Source organism: Nocardioides sp. Leaf285, from assembly GCF_001422955.1.
Classification (GTDB): Bacteria; Actinomycetota; Actinomycetes; order Propionibacteriales; family Nocardioidaceae; genus Nocardioides; species Nocardioides kribbensis.
Map to the genome: position 1 here is coordinate 555,814 of NZ_LMNH01000004.1, position 19,849 is coordinate 575,662.

General features: G+C 72.3%; 17 protein-coding genes and 2 tRNA genes. 18 read left to right on the forward strand and 1 reads right to left on the reverse strand.

The window, feature by feature from the left end:
- The first annotated feature begins 135 nt into the window (after nt 1–135).
- The 17 genes from dnaA (at nt 136) to ASF47_RS16900 (ending at nt 18,185) form a co-directional block, all read left to right on the forward strand.
- Nucleotides 136–1,569, forward strand: coding sequence for a chromosomal replication initiator protein DnaA (gene dnaA / locus ASF47_RS16825; protein ID WP_082500439.1), 1,434 nt, complete (start codon nt 136–138; stop codon nt 1,567–1,569).
- A 461-nt stretch (nt 1,570–2,030) separates the two neighbouring features.
- Nucleotides 2,031–3,170 (forward strand): DNA polymerase III subunit beta, encoded by a 1,140-nt coding sequence (dnaN, locus tag ASF47_RS16830; protein ID WP_056865110.1) that lies wholly within the window; start codon nt 2,031–2,033, stop codon nt 3,168–3,170.
- A gap of 58 nt (nt 3,171–3,228) precedes the next feature.
- A complete protein-coding gene (gnd, locus tag ASF47_RS16835) occupies nt 3,229–4,146 on the forward strand; it encodes a phosphogluconate dehydrogenase (NAD(+)-dependent, decarboxylating) (RefSeq protein WP_056865111.1) in 918 nt (305 codons plus the stop codon).
- 13 nt (nt 4,147–4,159) lie between these two features.
- A complete protein-coding gene (gene recF, locus ASF47_RS16840) occupies nt 4,160–5,392 on the forward strand; it encodes a DNA replication/repair protein RecF (RefSeq protein WP_056865112.1) in 1,233 nt (410 codons plus the stop codon).
- Nucleotides 5,385–6,008, forward strand: coding sequence for a DUF721 domain-containing protein (locus ASF47_RS16845; RefSeq protein ID WP_056865113.1), 624 nt, complete (start codon nt 5,385–5,387; stop codon nt 6,006–6,008). The genes recF and ASF47_RS16845 overlap by 8 nt, the downstream gene beginning before the upstream one ends.
- 184 nt (nt 6,009–6,192) lie before the next feature.
- Nucleotides 6,193–8,376: a DNA topoisomerase (ATP-hydrolyzing) subunit B gene (gene gyrB / locus ASF47_RS16850; protein ID WP_082500440.1), complete on the forward strand. Its 2,184-nt coding sequence runs from the start codon at nt 6,193–6,195 to the stop codon at nt 8,374–8,376.
- A 138-nt stretch (nt 8,377–8,514) separates the two neighbouring features.
- A complete protein-coding gene (gene gyrA, locus ASF47_RS16855; protein WP_235558807.1) occupies nt 8,515–11,190 on the forward strand; it encodes a DNA gyrase subunit A in 2,676 nt (891 codons plus the stop codon).
- Nucleotides 11,190–11,780, forward strand: a complete 591-nt coding sequence (locus tag ASF47_RS16860; protein ID WP_056865115.1) for a DUF3566 domain-containing protein — start codon at nt 11,190–11,192, stop codon at nt 11,778–11,780. The genes gyrA and ASF47_RS16860 overlap by 1 nt, the downstream gene beginning before the upstream one ends.
- Before the next feature lie 117 nt (nt 11,781–11,897).
- A tRNA-Ile gene (locus tag ASF47_RS16865) sits at nt 11,898–11,974 on the forward strand.
- A gap of 73 nt (nt 11,975–12,047) precedes the next feature.
- Nucleotides 12,048–12,173 carry a DLW-39 family protein gene (locus tag ASF47_RS21995; RefSeq protein ID WP_228941994.1) on the forward strand — a complete coding sequence of 42 codons (126 nt, stop codon included), beginning with the start codon at nt 12,048–12,050 and terminating at the stop codon, nt 12,171–12,173.
- 68 nt (nt 12,174–12,241) lie between these two features.
- Nucleotides 12,242–12,317, forward strand: a tRNA-Ala gene (locus ASF47_RS16870).
- 174 nt (nt 12,318–12,491) lie between these two features.
- The gene (locus ASF47_RS16875; protein ID WP_056865116.1) at nt 12,492–12,968 is read left to right on the forward strand and encodes a hypothetical protein; all 477 of its coding nucleotides are present in this window, start codon (nt 12,492–12,494) and stop codon (nt 12,966–12,968) included.
- Between the two features lie 160 nt (nt 12,969–13,128).
- Nucleotides 13,129–14,037, forward strand: a complete 909-nt coding sequence (locus ASF47_RS16880) for a hypothetical protein (RefSeq protein WP_056865117.1) — start codon at nt 13,129–13,131, stop codon at nt 14,035–14,037.
- A gap of 794 nt (nt 14,038–14,831) precedes the next feature.
- Complete coding sequence (locus tag ASF47_RS16885; protein WP_056865118.1) at nt 14,832–15,842, forward strand: SURF1 family protein; 1,011 nt, start codon at nt 14,832–14,834, stop codon at nt 15,840–15,842.
- Complete coding sequence (locus ASF47_RS16890) at nt 15,839–16,279, forward strand: DUF3817 domain-containing protein (RefSeq protein WP_056865119.1); 441 nt, start codon at nt 15,839–15,841, stop codon at nt 16,277–16,279. The genes ASF47_RS16885 and ASF47_RS16890 overlap by 4 nt, the downstream gene beginning before the upstream one ends.
- Before the next feature lie 2 nt (nt 16,280–16,281).
- Nucleotides 16,282–17,133, forward strand: a complete 852-nt coding sequence (locus ASF47_RS16895; RefSeq protein ID WP_056865307.1) for a patatin-like phospholipase family protein — start codon at nt 16,282–16,284, stop codon at nt 17,131–17,133.
- Nucleotides 17,130–18,185: a 1-acyl-sn-glycerol-3-phosphate acyltransferase gene (locus tag ASF47_RS16900; RefSeq protein ID WP_235558787.1), complete on the forward strand. Its 1,056-nt coding sequence runs from the start codon at nt 17,130–17,132 to the stop codon at nt 18,183–18,185. The genes ASF47_RS16895 and ASF47_RS16900 overlap by 4 nt, the downstream gene beginning before the upstream one ends.
- Before the next feature lie 144 nt (nt 18,186–18,329).
- On the opposite strand, the gene ASF47_RS16905 is transcribed toward ASF47_RS16900, so the two are convergent.
- Entirely contained in the window at nt 18,330–19,133 is an 804-nt protein-coding gene (locus tag ASF47_RS16905; protein ID WP_056865120.1) for a hypothetical protein, read from the reverse strand.
- Nucleotides 19,134–19,298: 165 nt separating this feature from the next.
- Between ASF47_RS16905 and ASF47_RS16910 the strand changes: the two genes are divergently transcribed.
- A complete protein-coding gene (locus tag ASF47_RS16910) occupies nt 19,299–19,811 on the forward strand; it encodes a peptidylprolyl isomerase (protein WP_056865121.1) in 513 nt (170 codons plus the stop codon).
- The last annotated feature ends 38 nt before the right edge of the window (nt 19,812–19,849 follow it).

Sequence of the window (19,849 nt, forward strand, 5' to 3'; positions counted from 1 at the left end):
GCGACGACGAGGTCGCGACGGAGTTTCACAACCTGTGGACAAAGGTGTGGAGAAGTAGAGCACCGTGCGGCCCGCCCGGGCCGGGGTCCCCTCCGGAGGGCCGAACCAGAAGGTCAACCAGAAGGCGGCAAGGACGTGGACCAAGACGTGGACCAGACGCCCCCGGAGCTCGGCCCGGCCTGGCGGTCGGTGGTGGCGGACCTGCAGCCCAACCAGCGCGCCTGGCTCAACGCCAGCGAGCCGGTAACGCTCCACGGCAACACGGCGATCATCGCCGTGCCCAACGACTTCACGCGGGGACAGCTCGAGGGGCGGCTGCGTGGTCAGCTGGAGGACGCCCTCACGGTCTCCTTCGGCCGGGAGATCCGTATCGCGGTCACGGTCAACCCCCAGCTCGAGGACGAGCCCCGCCCCACCAGTCCCGACCCGACCCCGGTCGAGACCATTGATCGACATGTCGACATAGACCGACGGCGCGCCGAGCCCGCCCCCGTCGCGGAGCAGGCGGGCAGCCGCCAGACGAGCGCGCTGGAGACCCGGCTCAACCCCAAGTACACCTTCGAGACGTTCGTCATCGGCTCGTCCAACCGCTTCCCTCACGCGGCGGCCGTCGCTGTCGCCGAGGCTCCCGGCAAGGCCTACAACCCGCTGCTGGTCTACGGCGACTCCGGGCTGGGCAAGACCCACCTGCTCCACGCCATCGGCCACTACGTGCGCTCGCTCTACACCGGCGCCAAGGTGCGCTACGTGTCGAGCGAGGAGTTCACCAACGAGTTCATCAACGCGATCCGCGACGACCGGCAGGACCGCTTCAAGCGGCGCTACCGCGACGTCGACGTGCTGCTGATCGACGACATCCAGTTCCTGGAGGGCAAGACCCAGACCCAGGAGGAGTTCTTCCACACGTTCAACACCCTCCACAACGCCAACAAGCAGATCGTGCTGACCTCCGACCGCGCGCCCAAGCGGCTCGAGGCGCTCGAGGACCGGCTGCGCAACCGCTTCGAGTGGGGGCTGATCACCGACGTCCAGCCCCCCGACCTCGAGACGCGCATCGCGATCCTGCGCAAGAAAGCCGCCATGGACCGCCTGACCGCGCCGCCGGACGTGCTGGAGTTCATCGCCTCGAAGATCCAGACCAACATCCGCGAGCTGGAGGGCGCGCTGATCCGGGTGACGGCCTTCGCCAACCTCAACCGCCAGGAGGTCGACATGACCCTGGCCGAGATCGTGCTGAAGGACCTGATCCCCGAGGGCGGGGAGCCCGAGATCACCGCTGCGCTGATCATCGCCCAGACGGCGGCGTACTTCGGTCTGTCCATCGAGGAGCTCACCGGCCCCTCACGCGGTCGGCACCTCGTCATGGCCCGCCAGATCGCGATGTACCTGTGCCGCGAGCTCACCGATCTGTCGCTGCCGAAGATCGGCGCGCAGTTCGGCAACCGCGACCACACCACGGTCATGTACGCCGACCGCAAGATCAACCAGCTGCTGGCCGAGCGCCGCGCCGTCTTCAACCAGGTCAGCGAGCTCACCAACCGCGTGAAGATGCAGGCCCGCCAGGTCTGATCGACTCGTCGCCACCTCGTCGGTGCGCGGGTGAACTACACCGTTGTGTGATGTGGAGCCGCCTGTGCGCCGGCCCCGGATCGGCGGGAGAGGCTGTGGACGAGCGGTGGACGGAGCTCACGGGCCGCCCGCGACTGCACACCGGTCCTTGTGGTTCCACGGCGTCGTGCACAGGGCCTGTGAGCGAGCGCCACGCGGCCTGACCTGCACAGACGCTGGCTGTCCACAGATTCCACCGCTGCTATGACTCCTCCGTACCTCCAGACGTCCAGATCCTCCGTGAACATGTTCCGACCCCCCTGCCTGTGCACAACTCGCTCGCCCGGCGCCTGCGACGGACCGAGGAGCGCAGGGCGAGCACCCGGTGCACGGAGCACGACAGGACGCACCGGACTCCCAGCGGCCGGGACGACGTGGCAGGATCAGCCCCCCAGAGCCCAGCCGCACCCGAAGGACACACCGTGAAGTTCCGCGTCGAACGCGACGTGCTCGCCGATGCCGTCGCCTGGGCTGCCCGCAGCCTGCCGGTCCGTCCGAGCGTCCCCGTCCTCGCCGGCCTGCTGATCGAGACCGACGACGAGGGCCTGGTGCTCTCGACCTTCGACTACGAGACCTCGGCCCGCGCCACGCTCAAGGCCGACGTGACCACCGAGGGCCGCGCCCTGGTCAGCGGCCGGCTGCTCGCCGACATCTGCCGCAGCCTGCCGGCCAAGCCGGTCGAGATGGTGCTCGACGGCTCACGGGTGTCCCTCACCTGCGGCTCGGCCCGCTTCAGCCTCCAGACCATGCCGGTGGCCGACTACCCGTCGCTGCCCGACATGCCCGCCGCGACCGGCACGGTGCAGAGCGACGTCTTCGCCCACTCGGTGGCCCAGGCCGTCACGGCGGCCGGGCGCGACGACATGCTCCCGGTGCTGACCGGCGTGCGGCTCGAGATCGACGGGTCGAGCATCTCGCTGCTAGCCACCGACCGCTTCCGCCTCTCCCAGCGCGAGCTGGGCTGGGACCCCCGCACCCCCGACGAGACCCTCGCGGCGCTGGTGCCGGCGAAGGTGCTCGGCGACACCGCCAAGTCGCTGACCGCCGGCAGCGAGGTCGTCATCGCGCTGGCCGCCAGCGGCAGCGGCGAGGGCATCATCGGCTTCGAGGGCGCGGCGCCGGGCGGGGTGCGGCGTACGACGACGCGACTGCTCGACGGTGAGTTCCCCAAGGTCCGCAGCCTCTTCCCCAGCGAGCACCTCACCGTGGCCAAGGTCGACAAGGCGGCGCTGATCGAGTCGGTCAAGCGCGTTTCGCTCGTCGCCGAGCGCAACACCGCCGTGCAGCTGGCCTTCAGTGACGGTGTGCTCACCCTCGACGCCGGGTCGGGCGACGAGGCGCAGGCCTCGGAGTCGATCGAGGCCCAGATCGAGGGCGACGACATCACGACCGGCTTCAACCCCCAGTTCCTGCTCGACGGGCTGAGCGCCATCGACGAGCCGATCGTCGAGCTGGCCTTCACCCAGGCCGCCAAGCCGGTCGTCATCAGCGGGTCGCCGGCCGAGGCGGGCACCGACACCGGCTTCCGCTACCTGCTCATGCCGCGTCGCCTGCTCTCCTGACCCACCACCCCTCGGCCCCCGCCGGGGCCCACCCCTGCCCGCGCACCCGGAGGTACTCATGGACATCGGACTCGTCGGACTCGGGAAGATGGGCGGCAACATGCGCTCGCGCCTGCGGGAGGCCGGCCACACCGTCGTCGGCTACGACCGCAACCCCGACCTGGCCGACGCCGACAGCCTGGCCTCGATGGTCGAGCAGCTGCCCTCGCCCAAGGTCGTGTGGGTGATGGTGCCCGCGGGCGACCCCACCCGCGAGACCGTCGTGGCCCTGGGGGAGCTGCTCGGCGAGGGCGACCTGGTCGTCGACGGCGGCAACTCCAAGTGGACCGACGACCAGGCCAACGCCGCGATGCTCGCCGAGAAGGGCGTCGGCTTCGTCGACTGCGGTGTCTCCGGCGGTGTGTGGGGCCTGCAGAACGGCTACGCCCTGATGTGCGGCGGCTCCGACGAGGACGTCGCCAAGGTCCAGCCGGCCCTCGACGCCCTTAAGCCCGCCGAGGGCGGGTTCGTCCACGCCGGCCGCAAGCCCGGCGCGGGCCACTTCGCCAAGATGGTCCACAACGGCATCGAGTACGCCATGATGCAGAGCTACGCCGAGGGCTGGGAGCTGCTGGAGAAGGTCGACCTCGTCGAGGACGTCCCGGCCGTGTTCGACTCCTGGCGCTCCGGCACCGTCATCCGCTCGTGGCTCCTCGACCTGCTCGTGGCGGCCATCGAGGACGACACCCACCTCGACCAGCTCCGCGGCTACGCCGACGACTCCGGCGAGGGCCGGTGGACGGTCGAGGCGGCCATCGACAACGCCGTACCGATGAACGTCATCGCCGCCTCGCTCTTCGCCCGGTTCACCTCGCGCCAGGACGACAGCCCGGCGATGAAGGCGATCGCGGCGATGCGCAACCAGTTCGGCGGTCACGCCGTGCACACCGAGGCCCCCGTCGGCGGCGACGCCAACCCCGACGTCCGCGGCGGCTAGGCCCGGCCGCCGGGTGTACGTCTCCCACCTCACCCTCCACGACTTCCGCTCCTACCCCGCGGCCGACGTCGCGCTCGAGCCGGGCGTCACGGCCTTCATCGGCCGCAACGGCCAGGGCAAGACCAACCTGGTCGAGGCGATCGACTACCTCTCGCGCCTGGCCTCCCACCGGGTGGCCAGCGACGCCCCGCTGATCCGGGCCGGCGCGGAGCAGGCGATCGTGCGGGCCGCCGTCGTGCGCGACGGGCGCACGGCGGTGCTCGAGGTCGAGCTCAACCCCGGCAGGAGCAACCGCGCCCGGATCAACCGCTCCCCGCTGCCGCGGGCCCGCGACCTGGTCGGTCTGGTGCGCACCGTGGTCTTCTCGCCGGAGGACCTCACGCTGGTCAAGGGCGACCCGTCGGACCGGCGCAAGTTCCTCGACGACCTGCTCGTGCTGCGCACCCCGCGCCTGGCCGGGGTCCGCTCCGACTACGACCGGGTGCTGCGCCAGCGCAACTCGCTGCTCAAGACCGCGGGCGCCGCGCGCCGCGGCAGCTCGGCGCAGGAGGGCGCGCTGTCGACGCTCGGCGTCTGGGACTCCCACCTGGCCACGACCGGCGCCGAGCTGCTCGCCGAGCGGCTGGCGCTGGTCGAGCAGCTGCGGCCCTACGTCGGCTCCGCCTACGCGACCGTCGCGCGGGGCGCGCGCCGCGACGACGCCGACATCGAGTACCGCCCCAGCCTCGAGCTCGGCGGTGCCCGCACCCAGCCCGAGCTGGCCGAGGCGCTGCTGGCCGAGGTGGAGCGGCGTCGCAAGGACGAGCTCGACCGCGGCATCTCGCTGGTGGGACCCCACCGCGACGAGCTGCTGCTCACGATCGGCCACGGCGCCGGGCCCTCGGCCGATGCGGCGGCCGAGGCCGACGCCGACCCCGGCGCCGGTGACGGCGAGGAGGCCCCGACCAGCGGCGGGCCGCGGCTGCCGGTGAAGGGCTACGCCTCCCACGGCGAGTCGTGGTCGTTCGCGCTGGCGCTGCGCCTGGCCTCCTACGACCTGTTGCGCTCCGACGGCGACGACCCGATCCTGATCCTGGACGACGTATTCGCCGAGCTCGACACGGAGCGGCGGGCGCAGCTCGCCGAGCTGGTCGCGGGGGCCGAGCAGGTCCTGGTGACCGCGGCCGTCGCCGCCGACGTGCCGGCCGCGCTGGCCGGAGCGAGGTTCCTGGTGGGGGAGGGGAAGGTACGCCGCGACGATGCCTGACCCCACCGAACCCGCTGACGGCCCCCGCCCCGACCGCCCCGAGCGGCCCGACCGCCCCGAGCGGCCCGCCGGGCCCGCCGCCTCCGACGGCCCGACCGCGGCGGAGCCCGACGAGCAGCCGGAGCACCGCCCCGACGGGCTGGAGCTGGCCCGGGCGATCGCACGGGCCACGGCCGGCACGACGTCGGCGGCGCGCCGGCGCAGGCCGCGCCGCGACCGCGGCAGCGGCGGTCGGGTCAGCGGCTCGCACCCCGACGACCGCGACCCCCAGCTGCTCGACGCCACGCTGGCGCGGCTCGTGGGCGACCACGGCTGGGAGCTCGACCTGCGGGTGCACGGCGTCTTCGGGCGCTGGCCCGAGCTGGTCGGCCAGGAGGTCTCCTCGCACTGCACGCCGGAGTCGTTCGCCGACGGGCGCCTGGTCGTGCGCACCGACTCCACCGCCTGGGCCACCCAGCTCAAGCTGCTGGCGCCGACGCTGGTGCGCCGGCTCAACGAGGAGCTGGGCCACGGCACGGTCGTGGTGATCGAGGTGCTCGGCCCCCACGGGCCGACGTGGAAGAAGGGCCCGCGCTCGGTGCGCGACGGTCGCGGCCCGCGCGACACCTACGGCTGACCCGCGGCCGCGTCGCGCCTGCGCCGCTCGGCGCCCCACGGAGCGGCTCCGGCGTACCCGTCCCTGTCCGACCCCCTCCCATGCGCTCCACGAGGCCCTCAGGGAGCGCTCAGGGCGGTTTTTTCCACAGTGAGGACCCCCGGCTGGGGACGCCTGCGTGAGCAGAGGCCCCCAGCGGGCTATCATGGGACTCTGGGTCGCCTCGCGCGACCCTGCTCATGTCACGCTCCTCGCGGAGCCGGAGTCTGAAGAGGTGGACGTGTCCGAGGACAACCAGGCAGAGATCCCGGAGACGACAGCCCCCCAGCCGCCCAACGGCGTCGAGTACGACGCCTCCGCGATCCAGGTCCTCGAGGGCCTCGAGGCCGTGCGCAAGCGTCCGGGCATGTACATCGGCTCCACCGGCGTGCGCGGCCTGCACCACCTGATCTGGGAGATCGTCGACAACGCGGTCGACGAGTCGCTCGCGGGCTACTGCGACCGGATCGTCGTGACGCTGACCGACGACGGCGCCATCCGGGTCGAGGACAACGGGCGCGGCATCCCCACCGACACCGCCCCGGGCCAGGAGATGCCGGCGGTCACGATGGCGCTGACCATGCTCCACGCCGGCGGCAAGTTCGGCGGGGGCGGCTACAAGGTCTCCGGTGGGTTGCACGGCGTCGGCGTCTCCGTGGTCAACGCCCTGTCGACCCACCTGGTCGTCGAGGTGCGCAACCGCGGCCACCTGTGGCGCCAGTCCTTCACCATCGGGGTGCCCGACGGCCCGCTCGAGCAGGTCCGCGCGATGGAGCCCGGCGAGCGGACCGGCACGACGGTCACCTACTGGGCCTCGCCGGAGATCTTCGAGACCACCGAGTACTCCCTCGAGACCATCTCCGCCCGCTTCCGCGAGATGGCCTTCCTCAACAAGGGCCTCGAGATCGTCCTGCGCGACGAGCGTCCCGCGGCCAGCGAGGTCGCCGACGCGGTCGAGGACAACACCGTCGACCCCGACGACGAGGGCGGCATCGACGACGCCGGCCACGACGCGATCAAGCGCGGCGACGCCGGCGGCCTGGAGCAGGTCTTCAAGTACGACCGCGGCCTGGTCGACTACGTCGAGCACCTCAACCGCCGCAAGACCGCCGCCAACCCGACGGTGATCTCCTTCGAGGCCGAGACCCCGGAGTCGGTGGAGAACCACATGTCGCTCGAGGTCGCGATGCAGTGGAACACCAGCTTCACCGAGTCGGTCCACACCTTCGCCAACACCATCAACACCCACGAGGGCGGCACCCACGAGGAGGGCTTCCGAGCGGCGCTGACCGGGCTGGTCAACACGTGGGGCTTCGAGTGGGGCCTGATGAAGAAGCAGGAGGACCGCGTCTCCGGCGACGACATCCGCGAGGGCCTCACCGCGATCATCTCGATCAAGATGGGCGAGCCGCAGTTCGAGGGCCAGACCAAGACCAAGCTCGGCAACACCGAGGCCAAGGGCTTCGTCCAGCGCCTGATGAACGAGCAGCTCGGCGACTGGCTGGAGAAGAACCCCGCCGAGGGCAAGGACATCGTGCGCAAGGCCCAGGCCGCGCAGTCGGCCCGCCTCGCCGCCCGCAAGGCGCGCGACCTGGCCCGCAACCGCAAGGGCCTGCTCGGCGGCGGCGGCCTTCCCGGCAAGCTCTCGGACTGCCAGTCGACCAACCCCGCGGAGTGCGAGGTCTTCATCGTCGAGGGCGACTCGGCCGGCGGCTCTGCCCGCCAGGGCCGCGACCCGCGCATCCAGGCGATCCTCCCGATCCGCGGCAAGATCCTCAACGTCGAGAAGGCCCGCATCGACAAGGTGCTGGGCAACACTGAGGTGCAGTCGATCATCTCCGCCCTGGGCACCGGCATCCAGGAGGAGTACGACCCCGCCAAGCTGCGCTACCACAAGGTCGTGCTGATGGCCGACGCCGACGTCGACGGCCACCACATCAACACCCTGCTGCTGACGCTGCTCTTCCGCTTCATGCGCCCCCTCATCGAGGGCGGCTACGTCTACATGGCCCAGCCCCCGCTCTACCGCCTGCGGTGGAACAAGCCGGCCGAGCACGAGTTCGTCTACTCCGACGCCGAGCGCGACGCGCTGCTGCGCGAGGGCCAGGCCGCGGGCAAGAAGCTGCCCAAGGAGAACCCGGTCCAGCGCTACAAGGGCCTCGGCGAGATGAACGCCAAGGAGCTGTGGGAGACCACCATGGATCCCGACCAGCGGCTGATGCTGCAGGTCACCCTCGACGACGCCGCCCACGCCGACGAGATCTTCTCGATCCTCATGGGCGAGGACGTCGAGCAGCGGCGCTCCTTCATCCAGCGCAACGCCAAGGACGTCCGATTCCTGGATATCTAGCTCTCTCGCGAGATCGCTAGATTCCGGTAGAACCGACCAGAGAGACCGAGACACGTGACCCAGACCCCGACCGACGGCACCCCTCCCTCCGACGGAGGACCCGGGGGGCGCATCGAGCCCGTCGAGCTGCAGACCTCGATGCAGCGCGCCTACATCGACTACGCCATGGCAGTCATCGTCGGGCGCGCGCTGCCCGACGTGCGCGACGGCCTCAAGCCGGTGCACCGCCGCGTGCTCTACGCGATGTTCGACGGCGGCTACCGCCCCGACCGCGGCTTCTCGAAGTGCTCGCGCGTGGTCGGCGACGTCATGGGTCAGTACCACCCCCACGGCGACACCGCGATCTACGACACCCTGGTGCGCCTCGCGCAGCCGTGGGTGATGCGCGCCCCGCTCATCAACGGTCAGGGCAACTTCGGCTCGCCGGGCAACGACTCCGCCGCGGCCATGCGGTACACCGAGTGCCGGATGGCGCCGCTGGCCATGGAGATGGTCCGCGACATCGAGAAGGAGACCGTCGACTTCCAGCCCAACTACGACGGTCGCTCGCAGGAGCCCGTCGTCCTGCCCTCGCGCATCCCCAACCTGCTGGTCAACGGCTCGGCCGGCATCGCCGTCGGCATGGCCACCAACATCCCGCCGCACAACCTGCGCGAGGTCGCCGCCGGCGCCCGCTGGGCCCTCGAGCACCCCGACGCCACCCGCGAGGAGCTCCAGGACGCCCTCATCGAGCGGATCAAGGGCCCCGACTTCCCCAACGGCGCGCTCATCACCGGCCGTCAGGGCATCGAGCAGGCCTACCGCACCGGTCGCGGCTCGATCACCCAGCGCGCGGTGATCGAGGTCGACGAGGACGCCAAGGGCCGCACCTGCCTGGTGGTCACCGAGCTGCCCTACATGGTCAACCCCGACAACCTCGCGCTGAAGATCGCCGAGCTCGCCGACTCCGGCAAGGTCCAGGGCATCTCCGACGTCCGCGACGACACCTCCGACCGCACCGGTCAGCGCCTCGTGGTCGTGCTCAAGCGCGACGCGGTGGCCCGCGTCGTGCTCAACAACCTGCTCAAGCACACCGAGCTGCAGACCAACTTCAGCGCCAACATGCTGGCGCTGGTCGACGGCGTGCCGCGCACCCTGAGCATCGACCAGTTCATCAGCAACTGGGTCGAGCACCAGGTCGAGGTCATCCGCAGGCGCACCGAGTACCTGCTGCGCGAGGCCGAGCGGCGCGCCCACATCCTGCGCGGCCTGGCCAAGGCCCTCGACCAGCTCGACGAGGTCATCGCCCTGATCCGCCGCTCGCCCGAGGTCGCCGACGCGCGCGACGGGCTGATGGAGCTGCTCGAGATCGACGACGTGCAGGCCATGGCGATCCTCGACCTCCAGCTGCGCCGCCTGGCCGCGCTGGAGCGGCAGAAGATCATCGACGAGCTGGCCGAGATCGAGCTGACCATCGCCGACCTCCAGGACATCCTGGCCAACGTCACCCGCCAGCGTCAGATCGTCTCCGACGAGCTGGGCGAGATCGTGGAGAAGTACGGCGACGACCGGCGCACCCAGATCATCGCGGCCGACGGCGACCTGTCGATGGAGGACCTGATCCCCGACGAGGAGCTCGTCGTCTCCATCACCCGCGGCGGTTACGCCAAGCGCACCCAGCGGGCGCAGTACCGCACCCAGAAGCGTGGCGGCAAGGGCGTGCGCGGCGCGACGCTGCGCGGCGACGACGTCGTCGAGCACTTCATCGCCACCTCCAACCACCACTGGCTGCTCTTCTTCACCACCGCCGGCCGGGTCTACCGCACCAAGGCCTACAACCTGCCCGAGGCCTCCCGCGACGCCAAGGGCGGCCACGTGGCCGGCCTGCTGTCGTTCCAGCCCGACGAGTCGATCGCCCAGGTGCTCGCGATCCGCGACTACGACCAGGCCGACTACCTCGTCCTGGCGACCCGCAGCGGGCTGGTGAAGAAGACCCGCCTCGGCGACTACAACAGCCCGCGCCAGGCCGGCGTCATCGCGATCAACTTCCGCGAGGACGACGACGAGCTGATCGGCGCCGAGCTGGTGGGCTCCGAGGACGACATCCTGCTGGTCTCGCGCAAGGGCCAGTCGATCCGCTTCCGCGCCGACGACACCCAGCTGCGCCCGATGGGCCGCGCGACCTCGGGCGTCTCGGGCATGAAGTTCCGCGATGGCGACTCGCTGCTGTCGATGTCGGTCATCCGTGCGGCGCAGGTGGCCGCGGAGATGGCCGCGGGCCTCGACACCGAGACCGACCACGACGCCCCCGACGTGGAGGCCTCCCCGGAGCAGGTGGAGGAGGTCAAGCCGCAGTACGTCTTCACCATCACCGACGGGGGCTTCGCCAAGCGCACCCGGATCTCGGAGTACCGCCTTCAGTCGCGCGGCGGCATCGGCATCAAGGCGATGTCGCTGGCCAACGAGGACCGCGGCGGCCTGGTCGGTGCGTTCATCGTCGAGGACGGCGACGAGATCATGGCCATCACGCAGAGCGGCCAGGTCGTGCGCAGCCCTGTCAACGAGGAGTTCCGCCCCACGGGCCGCTCCACGATGGGCGTGAAGTTCGTCGGCCCGAAGGCCGGTGACGCGGTCGCCGTGGTGGCCCGCTCGGTCGAGGCCAAGGTGGAGGAGCAGGTCGAGGAGTCGGCCGATGCAGACGCGGATGCAACAATCGAAGGCGGTGACGCGTCGCAGGGCGTGAGCGCCACCGCTGATGATGTCGCCGACGCCGCTGTCGACGGCGCCGCCGACGAGACCACCTCCGTGACCGATGACGGGGAGGGCGAGGACTGATGACCGACCGACCCGCCGAGCGGGGCGCCACCCGCACCGATCCCCAGCCCGGGGGCAGCGCCTCCGGCGCGAGGGCCGCCGACGACCCCGACGCCACCGCCACGCGGCCGGCGCTGACCGACCGGGTGCAGTCGGCCTTCTCCTCGATGACGCAGGAGAAGAAGGCCAAGGCGACGGGCACCACCGTCACCCCGGCGGCCGGCGGCGCTCCCTCCCGGGGCCCGCGGCGGGCGCGCTTGCGGCTGACCCGCATCGACCCCTGGTCGGTGATGAAGACGTCGTTCCTGCTGGCCATCGCCTTCGCCGTCGTCACCGTCGTCTCGGTGCTCATGGTCTGGTCGGTGCTCGGCGCCGCCGGCGTGTGGGACTCCATCAACGAGACCGTGCGCAACATGATCGGCGGCCAGGAGGCCGGCGACTTCGACGTCGAGAACTACGTCGGCACCTCCCGCGTCCTGGGCTTCACGATGCTGGTGGCCGCCATCGACGTCGTGCTGATCACCGCCGTCGCCACCCTCGGCGCGTTCCTCTACAACATGGCCGCCGCGCTGCTCGGCGGCATCGAGGTCACCCTCTCCGAGGACAACTGACACCTCGCGGCGCCGCGGCCGGACCACCGGCCGCGGCCCGTTTTGTCCCGGCCCGGCGCGGTGGGGTAACGTCACGCCTCGGTCGCCCGGCGTCCGCCCCGATCCAGGTCGGGAAGAGGGCCTATAGCTCAGACGGTTAGAGCGCTTCCCTGATAAGGAAGAGGTCACAGGTTCAAGTCCTGTTAGGCCCACCAGCACGACCACCGCCTCCCGCTCCACGAGGCACAGCCGGAGTCACCGATCGCCCCACCACTGCGGAGGCACACCGTGAAGAAGATCGTCCTGCTGGCCCTCGCCGCCGCCGGAGCCGTCCTCACCAAGCGCAAGCTCGACGAGAGCCGCTCGGAGCAGGCCCTGTGGGCCGAGGCCACCGACCCGGTCGCCCGCTCCTGAGGCCTCGGCCTCCCACCGACTGATCCACCCGGTGGCCCCCGCGGCCACACCCGCGGCTCACGCCGTACGGGGCCTTGGCGCAATTGGTAGCGCACCTGCTTTGCAAGCAGGGGGTTAGGGGTTCGAGTCCCCTAGGCTCCACCACTCGGTCGCCGTCATGACCCCTCGCGGCTCGATGCGCCGGCCCGCTGGAGTCCGTCGAGTCGTGCTCGCGCTGGACGACTAGCTTCCTCGAGGGCGAGCTGCGAAGCTTCGCCCGATGGAGGGCTATGCGCGCGGCACGTCAAGGCGTCCCTCTCGCCGGACCAAGCCCTGGAGATGCAGGCCGTTGACGCCCTCGCCGCCCGGTTGCTGGCCCACATCGCATCGACAGCTGACGAGATCGCGACGTTGCACGTCCACAATGCCAAGAGCAAGGCGATCCAGGACCACTTCGCCGTCCTCCTGCGCGAGGAGTTGGGATTCGGCGAGGAGGTGGTGCTGACTCCCCAGACGGGTCTCGTCACGCAGGCCCGGCCGGACTTCTTCTTCACGCTCGCGGCGCAGCGGGGAATCATCGCCGAGGTCGAGCGCGGTGGCACCATGACCAACAACCACGATCTCAAGGACCTGTGGAAGGCCCAGGTGGCGGCCGACGCACACCACCTCTTCTTGATCGTTCCTCACAACAACTGGCGCGAGGACGGCTCACCCAGAGAGCGTCCATTCCTCACGGTCTCCCGTCGGCTGGGGGCGTTCTTCGGTGATGAGCGGCGTGAGATCGACGTCCTGAGCGTCCACGTCTTCGCCTACTAGACCCGATGACGTCGATGACGTCATCGGCTGAGGGTCTCGATGTTCCACGGGAAACACCCTTGTCGTCGGCCGGGATGGCGTCGGGCCGCTGCTTGCGATGGACGGGCGGACTTCGGCGGACTCGACCCGCTCACGGTGGCCGGGTGGCAGACTGCCGCGCGTGCTTCCCCGCCTGACTCTCGCCGTCTGCGCGGCCACCCTGCTGCTCGGCGGGTGCGCCGAGGAGATCCCGCCGCCCGACGCTGACCAGCCGCCGCCCGCCGCGGTGGAGACGGTGGTCGCCGGCGGCGTGCCGGAGCCCGCGGTGCTGGCGCTGCCCTATGTGCCGGCCGACGCGGCACGCCTCGAGGTCACCGACTTCGCCCGCGTGGCGGTGCAGCTGGGCGTCGAGGACCCGACCTCGCAGGACCCCGCGGCCGACCGGGCGGCCTTCGAGCGGCGTACGACGGCCGAGACCGCGGCGCTCACCGACGGCACCCTGCTGCCGGTGGACGAGCAGCTCGTGCAGCGATTCGGCTTCGGGCAGGCCGACGTCACCTGGGAGGCCCACGTCTTCGCCGAGGACGGCACCGAGACCGGCTTCGTGCTCGGCATCGACCGGGTCGTCGACCCCGAGGCGCTGACCCGCGCGGTGGAGGCGGGCTTGGGCCCGCTGGCCGGGGCGAGCGTGGTGGCCGAGGACAGCGTCATCGTGCAGGGGCTCGACGCCTCCGGCGGCTCGTACGCCGACGACCCGGCGGTCGTCGCGCTGGTGGGGGCGCCGGCGATCTCGACCTACCTCGCCCGGGGCTGCCTCGACCCAGACGGGGCGGACGTGTCGGGGCTGGACGACCTCCAGGTGTGGGCCATGTCCTTCCAGGGCGGGCTGGCCACGGCCACGCTGGGCCCCGACCGGGCCGACCTCTTCGACCGGCTGGAGGTGGCCGAGGCCTCGACGAGCTTCGCGCGCAGCTTCACCGACGGGGTGGCCGACCCCTCCACGGGGCGCATCGGCTTCCGGCTCAGCGACCCGCCAGCGGCGGCGGACCTGGTCGCCTCGAGGGACGTGCCGGTGGCCTACTGCGACTGACCGCGCTCCAGGCTGGTCTGTCGGAGGACGGTGGTTGCGAGGCTGCGATGATCGCGTTGCCGCCCCGTCGGCGATGGCTGTGGTCTGGTGGCTGCGGGCGTGACCCGCTCTGAGACCGGCTTCGCGCCTTCGACCGACCTGTCCGCTGATGGCTTCCGACCCGGGCTGGTCGGAGGTGCCGACCTGATCGGGATCTCGGCCGATCCGTGTCCGCACGCGGGTCAACCCGCCGCCCGGCCCGATGGCCGGCGTCGGCAAGTGGCGGGAGACGACACCTGCGGTGGCCGTCGACCGGTCGTGTGCCGCCACTTCTCAGGCGCGCCGGCCCGGAGACGAGATCCAGCCGCGCGTGGCCGGGCTGGTGCTGGTGGCACTTGCGGTGACCGGCTGTGGGGCAAGTGGCGGGAGACGACAGCTGCGGCGGCCGTCGACCGGTCGTATGCCGCCACTTCTCGGGCGACCCGGCCGGGGACGCGAGGCAGCCCCGCGTGGCCGGTCGGCGGCGCTCGCGGTGACCGGCCGTCCGGGGCCGGGTGCTCGAGACCTCCACCGACTACTCGGGCACCGACGGGTCACGACGCGACGATCCATGGGAGCGCCGGTGGGTCGCGCTCCATCCCCAACACCGTGAGGGTGGGGTGGTTTCGAGACGGTCGCTGGCGCTCCCTCCTCAACCACCGTGCGGGTGTGGGTTTCCCTCCTCGACCAGCGCGGCTGAGTCGTGGGTCACGGGGAAGCGGGGTGCCTGCCTTCGTCGGGGCGGTGCGGCGTGGGGGGCTTCGTAGACTGGGGGCGTGTCGTCGCCGCTCGCCCCGCGCCTGTGGGGCGTGCACGCCCTGGGGGTCGCTGCGATCGTGGCGGCGTCGGGGCTGGGCATGTGGCAGCTCGACTCGTGGCAGGCCCAGCGCGCGGCCGAGGCCTCCGACCTGACCCGGCTCGACCCCGAGCCGCTGGCCGACGTGATCGGGGCCGACGACCGGTTCCCCGGTGACAAGGTCGGGCAGCCGGTCGTGGTGAGCGGGGTCTGGGTGCCCGACGGCACCGTCTACGTCTCGGGTCGCGAGCTCGACGGGCAGGACGGCTACTGGGTCGTGACGCCGCTGGCGATCGGGCCGGTCGACGCCGCCGACGAGCCGGGCGCGAGCGACGCCCCCGCCCTGCCGATCGTGCGGGGCTGGACCGCCGACCCGGCCGAAGCGCCCGCGCCGCCCGAGGGCGCGGCCGAGATGGTCGCCTGGCTGCAGCCCGCGGAGGGCACGGGCGAGGCCGACACCGACCGCAGCGACGACATCATCCCGCAGGTGCGCACCGCCGACCTGATCCAGCGCGTCGACCAGGACCTCTACGGCGCCTACGGCGTCGTCGCCACCGACGTGGCCCCCGGCGACTGGCCCACCGGCGACACCGCGGTCAACGACGGCACCGAGGGCCTCTCCGCCGCGACCCTGGAGCAGCTGCCGGCCGCCGACCGGTTCACCGGGCTGCGCAACTTCCTCTACGCCCTGGAGTGGTGGATCTTCGCGGCCTTCGCGGCCTTCGTGTGGTGGCGCTACGTGCGCGAGGTGACCGCGGAGCCGGAGGACGACGCCGAGCTCCTGGACGAGGACGGACAGGGCGACGGCCGTGGAGGCGGCTCTGGAGGCGGCCCCGGCAACGGACCCGGAGACGAGCCCGGGGGAGACCCCGCCCCGGGCCCCGGCGAGCCCGCCCGCGCCGGGGGTGGTGAGGTGGCCGACACCGACGACGCCTCCGCCCCGGGAGCGGGCACGCGGCCGGTGGCCGACCCGGTACCGTCGAAGCCGTGAGCACCGCACCCGCCTCGTCCCGCCGCACGACCACGCTGACCGAGTCGGAGGTGCGCGGCACGCTGCTGCGCTACCGGATCATGGCCAGCGTCGTCGGCGTGCTGCTCGTCGTGCTCATCCTGGTCGGCGTGCCCCTGGCCAACTTCGACGGCAGCTCGATGTGGGGCTTCATCCCCGGCACCCCCGAGCTGGTCACCCCGGGCTCGGGCGTGCAGCAGGTGGGTGAGGACATCACCGAGTACCTCGGCGTCGCCCACGGCTGGCTCTACATGATCTTCCTCGTCACCGCCTTCCTGCTGGCCCGCAAGGCGCGCTGGGAGCCCGGCTTCACCGTGGTCACGCTGCTGTGCGGCACCGTGCCGCTGCTGAGCTTCTGGGCCGAGCGCCGCGCCACCCGCGCGACCCGCGCGCTCACCGTGCCCGACCCGGTGGCCTGAGCATCACCACCGCCTTCGTCCTCGGCGGGGGCGGCGCCCTGGGCGCCGTCGAGGTCGGCATGCTCCGGGCCCTGCTCGAGCACGGCGTGCGCCCCGACCTCGTGCTCGGCACCAGCGTCGGCGCCCTCAACGGCGCCCTGGTGGCCCGCGAGCCCACCCTCGACGTCGTCGAGCACCTCACCGGGCTGTGGCAGGCCGCGGCCGGCGCGGCGAGCGGCGTACGGCGTGCCCGCGAGGAGGCGGTGTTCGGCGACCGCCCGCTGCGCAGCGTGCGGCGGGCGGTGGCCAGCGGCACCCACCTGTGGTCGGCCGGTCCGCTGGAGCGTCGGCTGCGTGCGGAGCTGGGCGAGGTCACCTTCGCCGAGCTCGCCGTGCCGCTGCAGGTGTGCGCGGCCAGCATCGAGCGCGCGGCGGAGCACTGGTTCGACTCCGGGCCGGTGGTCGACGCGGTGATGGCCAGCGCCGCGGTGCCGGGCCTGCTCCCGCCCGCGCGCGTGGGCGGGGAGCACTTCCTCGACGGCGGCATCGTCAACTCCGTGCCGCTGGCGCGCGCCCACCAGCTGGGCGCGACGCGGGTCTTCGTGCTGCAGGTCGGTCGCTTCGACCGCCCGCTGCGCCCGCCGCGGCGGCCCTGGGAGGTGGCCCGGGTGTCCTTCGAGGTGGCCCGGCGCCACCGCTTCACCCGCGAGCTGGCCGAGCTGCCCGCCGGCGTGGAGGCCCACGTGCTCCCGGCCCGCGGCACCAGCAGCCGCGACGACGGGCTGCGGGCCGGCAGCGACTTCCGCGACGTGGAGACCCGGGTGCAGCTGACCTATGAGGCCTCCCGCGACTACCTGCGCGAGCACCTGCCGTGAGCACGCCCGGTCGTCGCCGCCTGCCCGCCGGGGCGACCCGCCTGCTGCGCCTGGGCCTGGTGGCCCCGCTGGTGGTGGGCCTCACGGCGGTGCTCTGGCTGGCCCTGCCGCTGTGGCTGCTCGGCGCCGCGGCGGTCTCGCCGTGGGTGCCCGGGCGCTGGCGCGCGCTGCGCCTGGCCTGGCTGGCGGTGGTCTACCTGACCATGGAGACGGTGCTGCTCGCGGTGCTGCTGGGGCTGTGGCTCTCGTCGGGCTTCGGGCGGCGCCTGCGCACGCCGTACTTCGAGGGGATCCACTACGACCTCGTGCAGGGCGTGATGTGGGTGCTGTTCTCCGAGGCGCGCCGGGTGCTGCACCTGTCGATCACCACGGTCGGCCCGGCGCCCGACGCCCACCCCGGCCACCCGCTGCTCGTGTGCTGCCGCCACGCCGGGCCGGGTGACTCCTTCACCCTCGTTCACGCCCTCATGGACTGGTACGACAGGGAGCCGCGGGTGGTGCTCAAGGACACCCTCGCGTGGGACCCCGTCATCGGCTGCCTGCTCACCCGGCTGCCGGCGCGCTTCATCTCCCCCAGACCCGGCGACGGGGAGGACCTGGAGTCGCAGATCGCCTCGCTGGCCACCGGCCTCGACCGCGACGACGCCTTCGTGATCTTCCCCGAGGGCGGCAACTTCTCCCCCGAGCGGCGCGAGCGCGCCATCGCCCGGCTGCACCGCCTCGGCCTGCACGCCATGGCCGGGCGCGCGGAGGCGATGCTCCACGTGCTCGCCCCCAAGCCGGGTGGGCTGCTCGCCGCGCTCGAGGCCGCGCCCGAGGCCGACGTGGTGATGGTGGCCCACACCGGCCTCGACCACGTGCTCGGCGTGCGCGACCTGTGGCGCGAGCTGCCGATGGACAAGCGGATCACCATGCGGTGGTGGCAGGTGCCGCGCGCCGAGATCCCCACCGACCGCGACGAGCAGATCGCCTGGCTCTACGACTGGTGGGAGCGCATCGACGCCTGGGTCGAGGAGCACCGCCCCGAGGACCTGCCCGCCGGGCGGCGCTGACCCTGCGCCGACCCCGCCGACCCCGCCGTCCACCCGGGGTGCCCGCGGACACGACGAGGGCGCCGGACCGTGGTGGTCCGGCGCCCTCGTGGCGGTGCCGTGGTCTCGCGGGGGTCGTGCGGGCCGCGGTGGCGGCCCCGGGTGCTACTTCTTGTCGCCGTCGAGGTCGACGACCTCGGCCGGCTCGTCGGGGGTGGTGATCGGGTGGGCGGCCTCGGCGCGGTCGGCGATGGCCTCGTCGGGCGAGGAGCCGGCGGCGTCGTCGGCGTCGTCCTCGCTGACACCGGCCAGCGGCGCGGCGGGGGAGGCCGGGGTCGCCGGGGCCGCGGGAGCGGGGCTCGGCACGTAGGACGACTGCCAGTTGTCGGCCTGCTTGCCGCCCTGGAGCTTCTTGGCCACGACGCCGCCGACGGCGGCGAGCACGACGACCAGGAGCAGCTTCTTCAGCTTGCCGCCCTTGGAGGGGGCCGGCTCGCCCTTGACCTGGGCGATCTTGGCCTGCGCGAGGTCCTGGAGGTCGGAGGCCTTGCTGCTGGCCAGCGCCGTGCCGGTGGCGCCGAGCGCCGCGGCCTTGGTCTTGGCGTCGCTGGAGACCGAGGAGGCGGTGTCGGCGGCCTTGCTCCGGGCCTCCGCGCCCAGCTCGGCGGCCTTGCTGCGGGCCTCGGCGGCGCGCTCGGCGGCCTTGCTGCGGGCCTCCGCGCTCAGGTCGGCGGCCTTGCTGCGGGCGTCGGCGGCGCGCTCGGCGGCCTTGTCGCGGGCGTCGGCGACGTAGGGGGCCGCCTTGTCGCGCGCGTCGGAGACGTAGGGGGCGGCCTTGTCGCGGGCCTCGCCGAGCAGGTGCACGGCCTCGTCGCGGGCGGTGGAGACGGCGGCCTCGATCTGGGGCCGCACGGACTCGACGTAGTCACCCGCCTGCTCGATCAGGGTCTTCTTCTTGCGCAGACGCATCGCGCCACTTCCTCTCGTCGGGTGCTCAGCCATCAGACCACGCCCGCACCGGCGGGGCGAGCCCGGCCGGGACGGGCCTGCTCTTGCGGCTCGTGCGAGGATCGTCCCGCACGGGTGGGCACGTAGCGCACACCCCGAAGTACCCAATCAGCGCGAAAGGCAGTCATGGCGCAGCCGCAGGCGGTCCTCAAGACCAACCAGGGCGACATCGTCCTCGACCTCTTCCCCGACCACGCCCCGGAGACGGTGGCCAACTTCACCGGTCTCGCGACCGGCGAGAAGAAGTACGACGCCGGCAACGGCAAGACCGGTCCGTTCTACGACGGTCTCGGCTTCCACCGCGTCATCGCCGGCTTCATGATCCAGGGCGGGTGCCCCCTCGGCACCGGCACCGGCGGTCCGGGCTACACGTTCAAGGACGAGCCGCACCCCGAGCTCACCTTCGACAAGCCCTACCTGCTCGCGATGGCCAACGCCGGCCCGGGCACCAACGGCTCGCAGTTCTTCGTCACCGTGGGCGCGACCCCGTGGCTGAACTTCAAGCACACGATCTTCGGCGAGGTGGCCGACCAGGCCTCCCGCGACGTCGTCGACAAGATCGCCGCCACGAAGACCGGCCCGGGCGACCGTCCCGTGGAGCCCGTCGTCTTCGAGTCGGTGGAGATCCGCGAGGGCTGAGCCCTCCCCGACGCCCGCTCCTGACCCCTCGCCCCCGC

What these genes read in the sequence shown, in the direction of transcription:
- ASF47_RS16905 (WP_056865120.1), bottom strand. Translation starts at nt 19,133, where the DNA reads ATGCGTCTGCGCAAGAAGAAGACCCTGATCGAGCAGGCGGGTGACTAC.
- ASF47_RS16845 (WP_056865113.1), top strand. Translation starts at nt 5,385, where the DNA reads ATGCCTGACCCCACCGAACCCGCTGACGGCCCCCGCCCCGACCGCCCC.
- gnd (WP_056865111.1), top strand. Translation starts at nt 3,229, where the DNA reads ATGGACATCGGACTCGTCGGACTCGGGAAGATGGGCGGCAACATGCGC.
- ASF47_RS16910 (WP_056865121.1), top strand. Translation starts at nt 19,299, where the DNA reads ATGGCGCAGCCGCAGGCGGTCCTCAAGACCAACCAGGGCGACATCGTC.
- gyrB (WP_082500440.1), top strand. Translation starts at nt 6,193, where the DNA reads ATGGGACTCTGGGTCGCCTCGCGCGACCCTGCTCATGTCACGCTCCTC.
- gyrA (WP_235558807.1), top strand. Translation starts at nt 8,515, where the DNA reads ATGCAGCGCGCCTACATCGACTACGCCATGGCAGTCATCGTCGGGCGC.
- ASF47_RS16860 (WP_056865115.1), top strand. Translation starts at nt 11,190, where the DNA reads ATGACCGACCGACCCGCCGAGCGGGGCGCCACCCGCACCGATCCCCAG.
- ASF47_RS16875 (WP_056865116.1), top strand. Translation starts at nt 12,492, where the DNA reads ATGCAGGCCGTTGACGCCCTCGCCGCCCGGTTGCTGGCCCACATCGCA.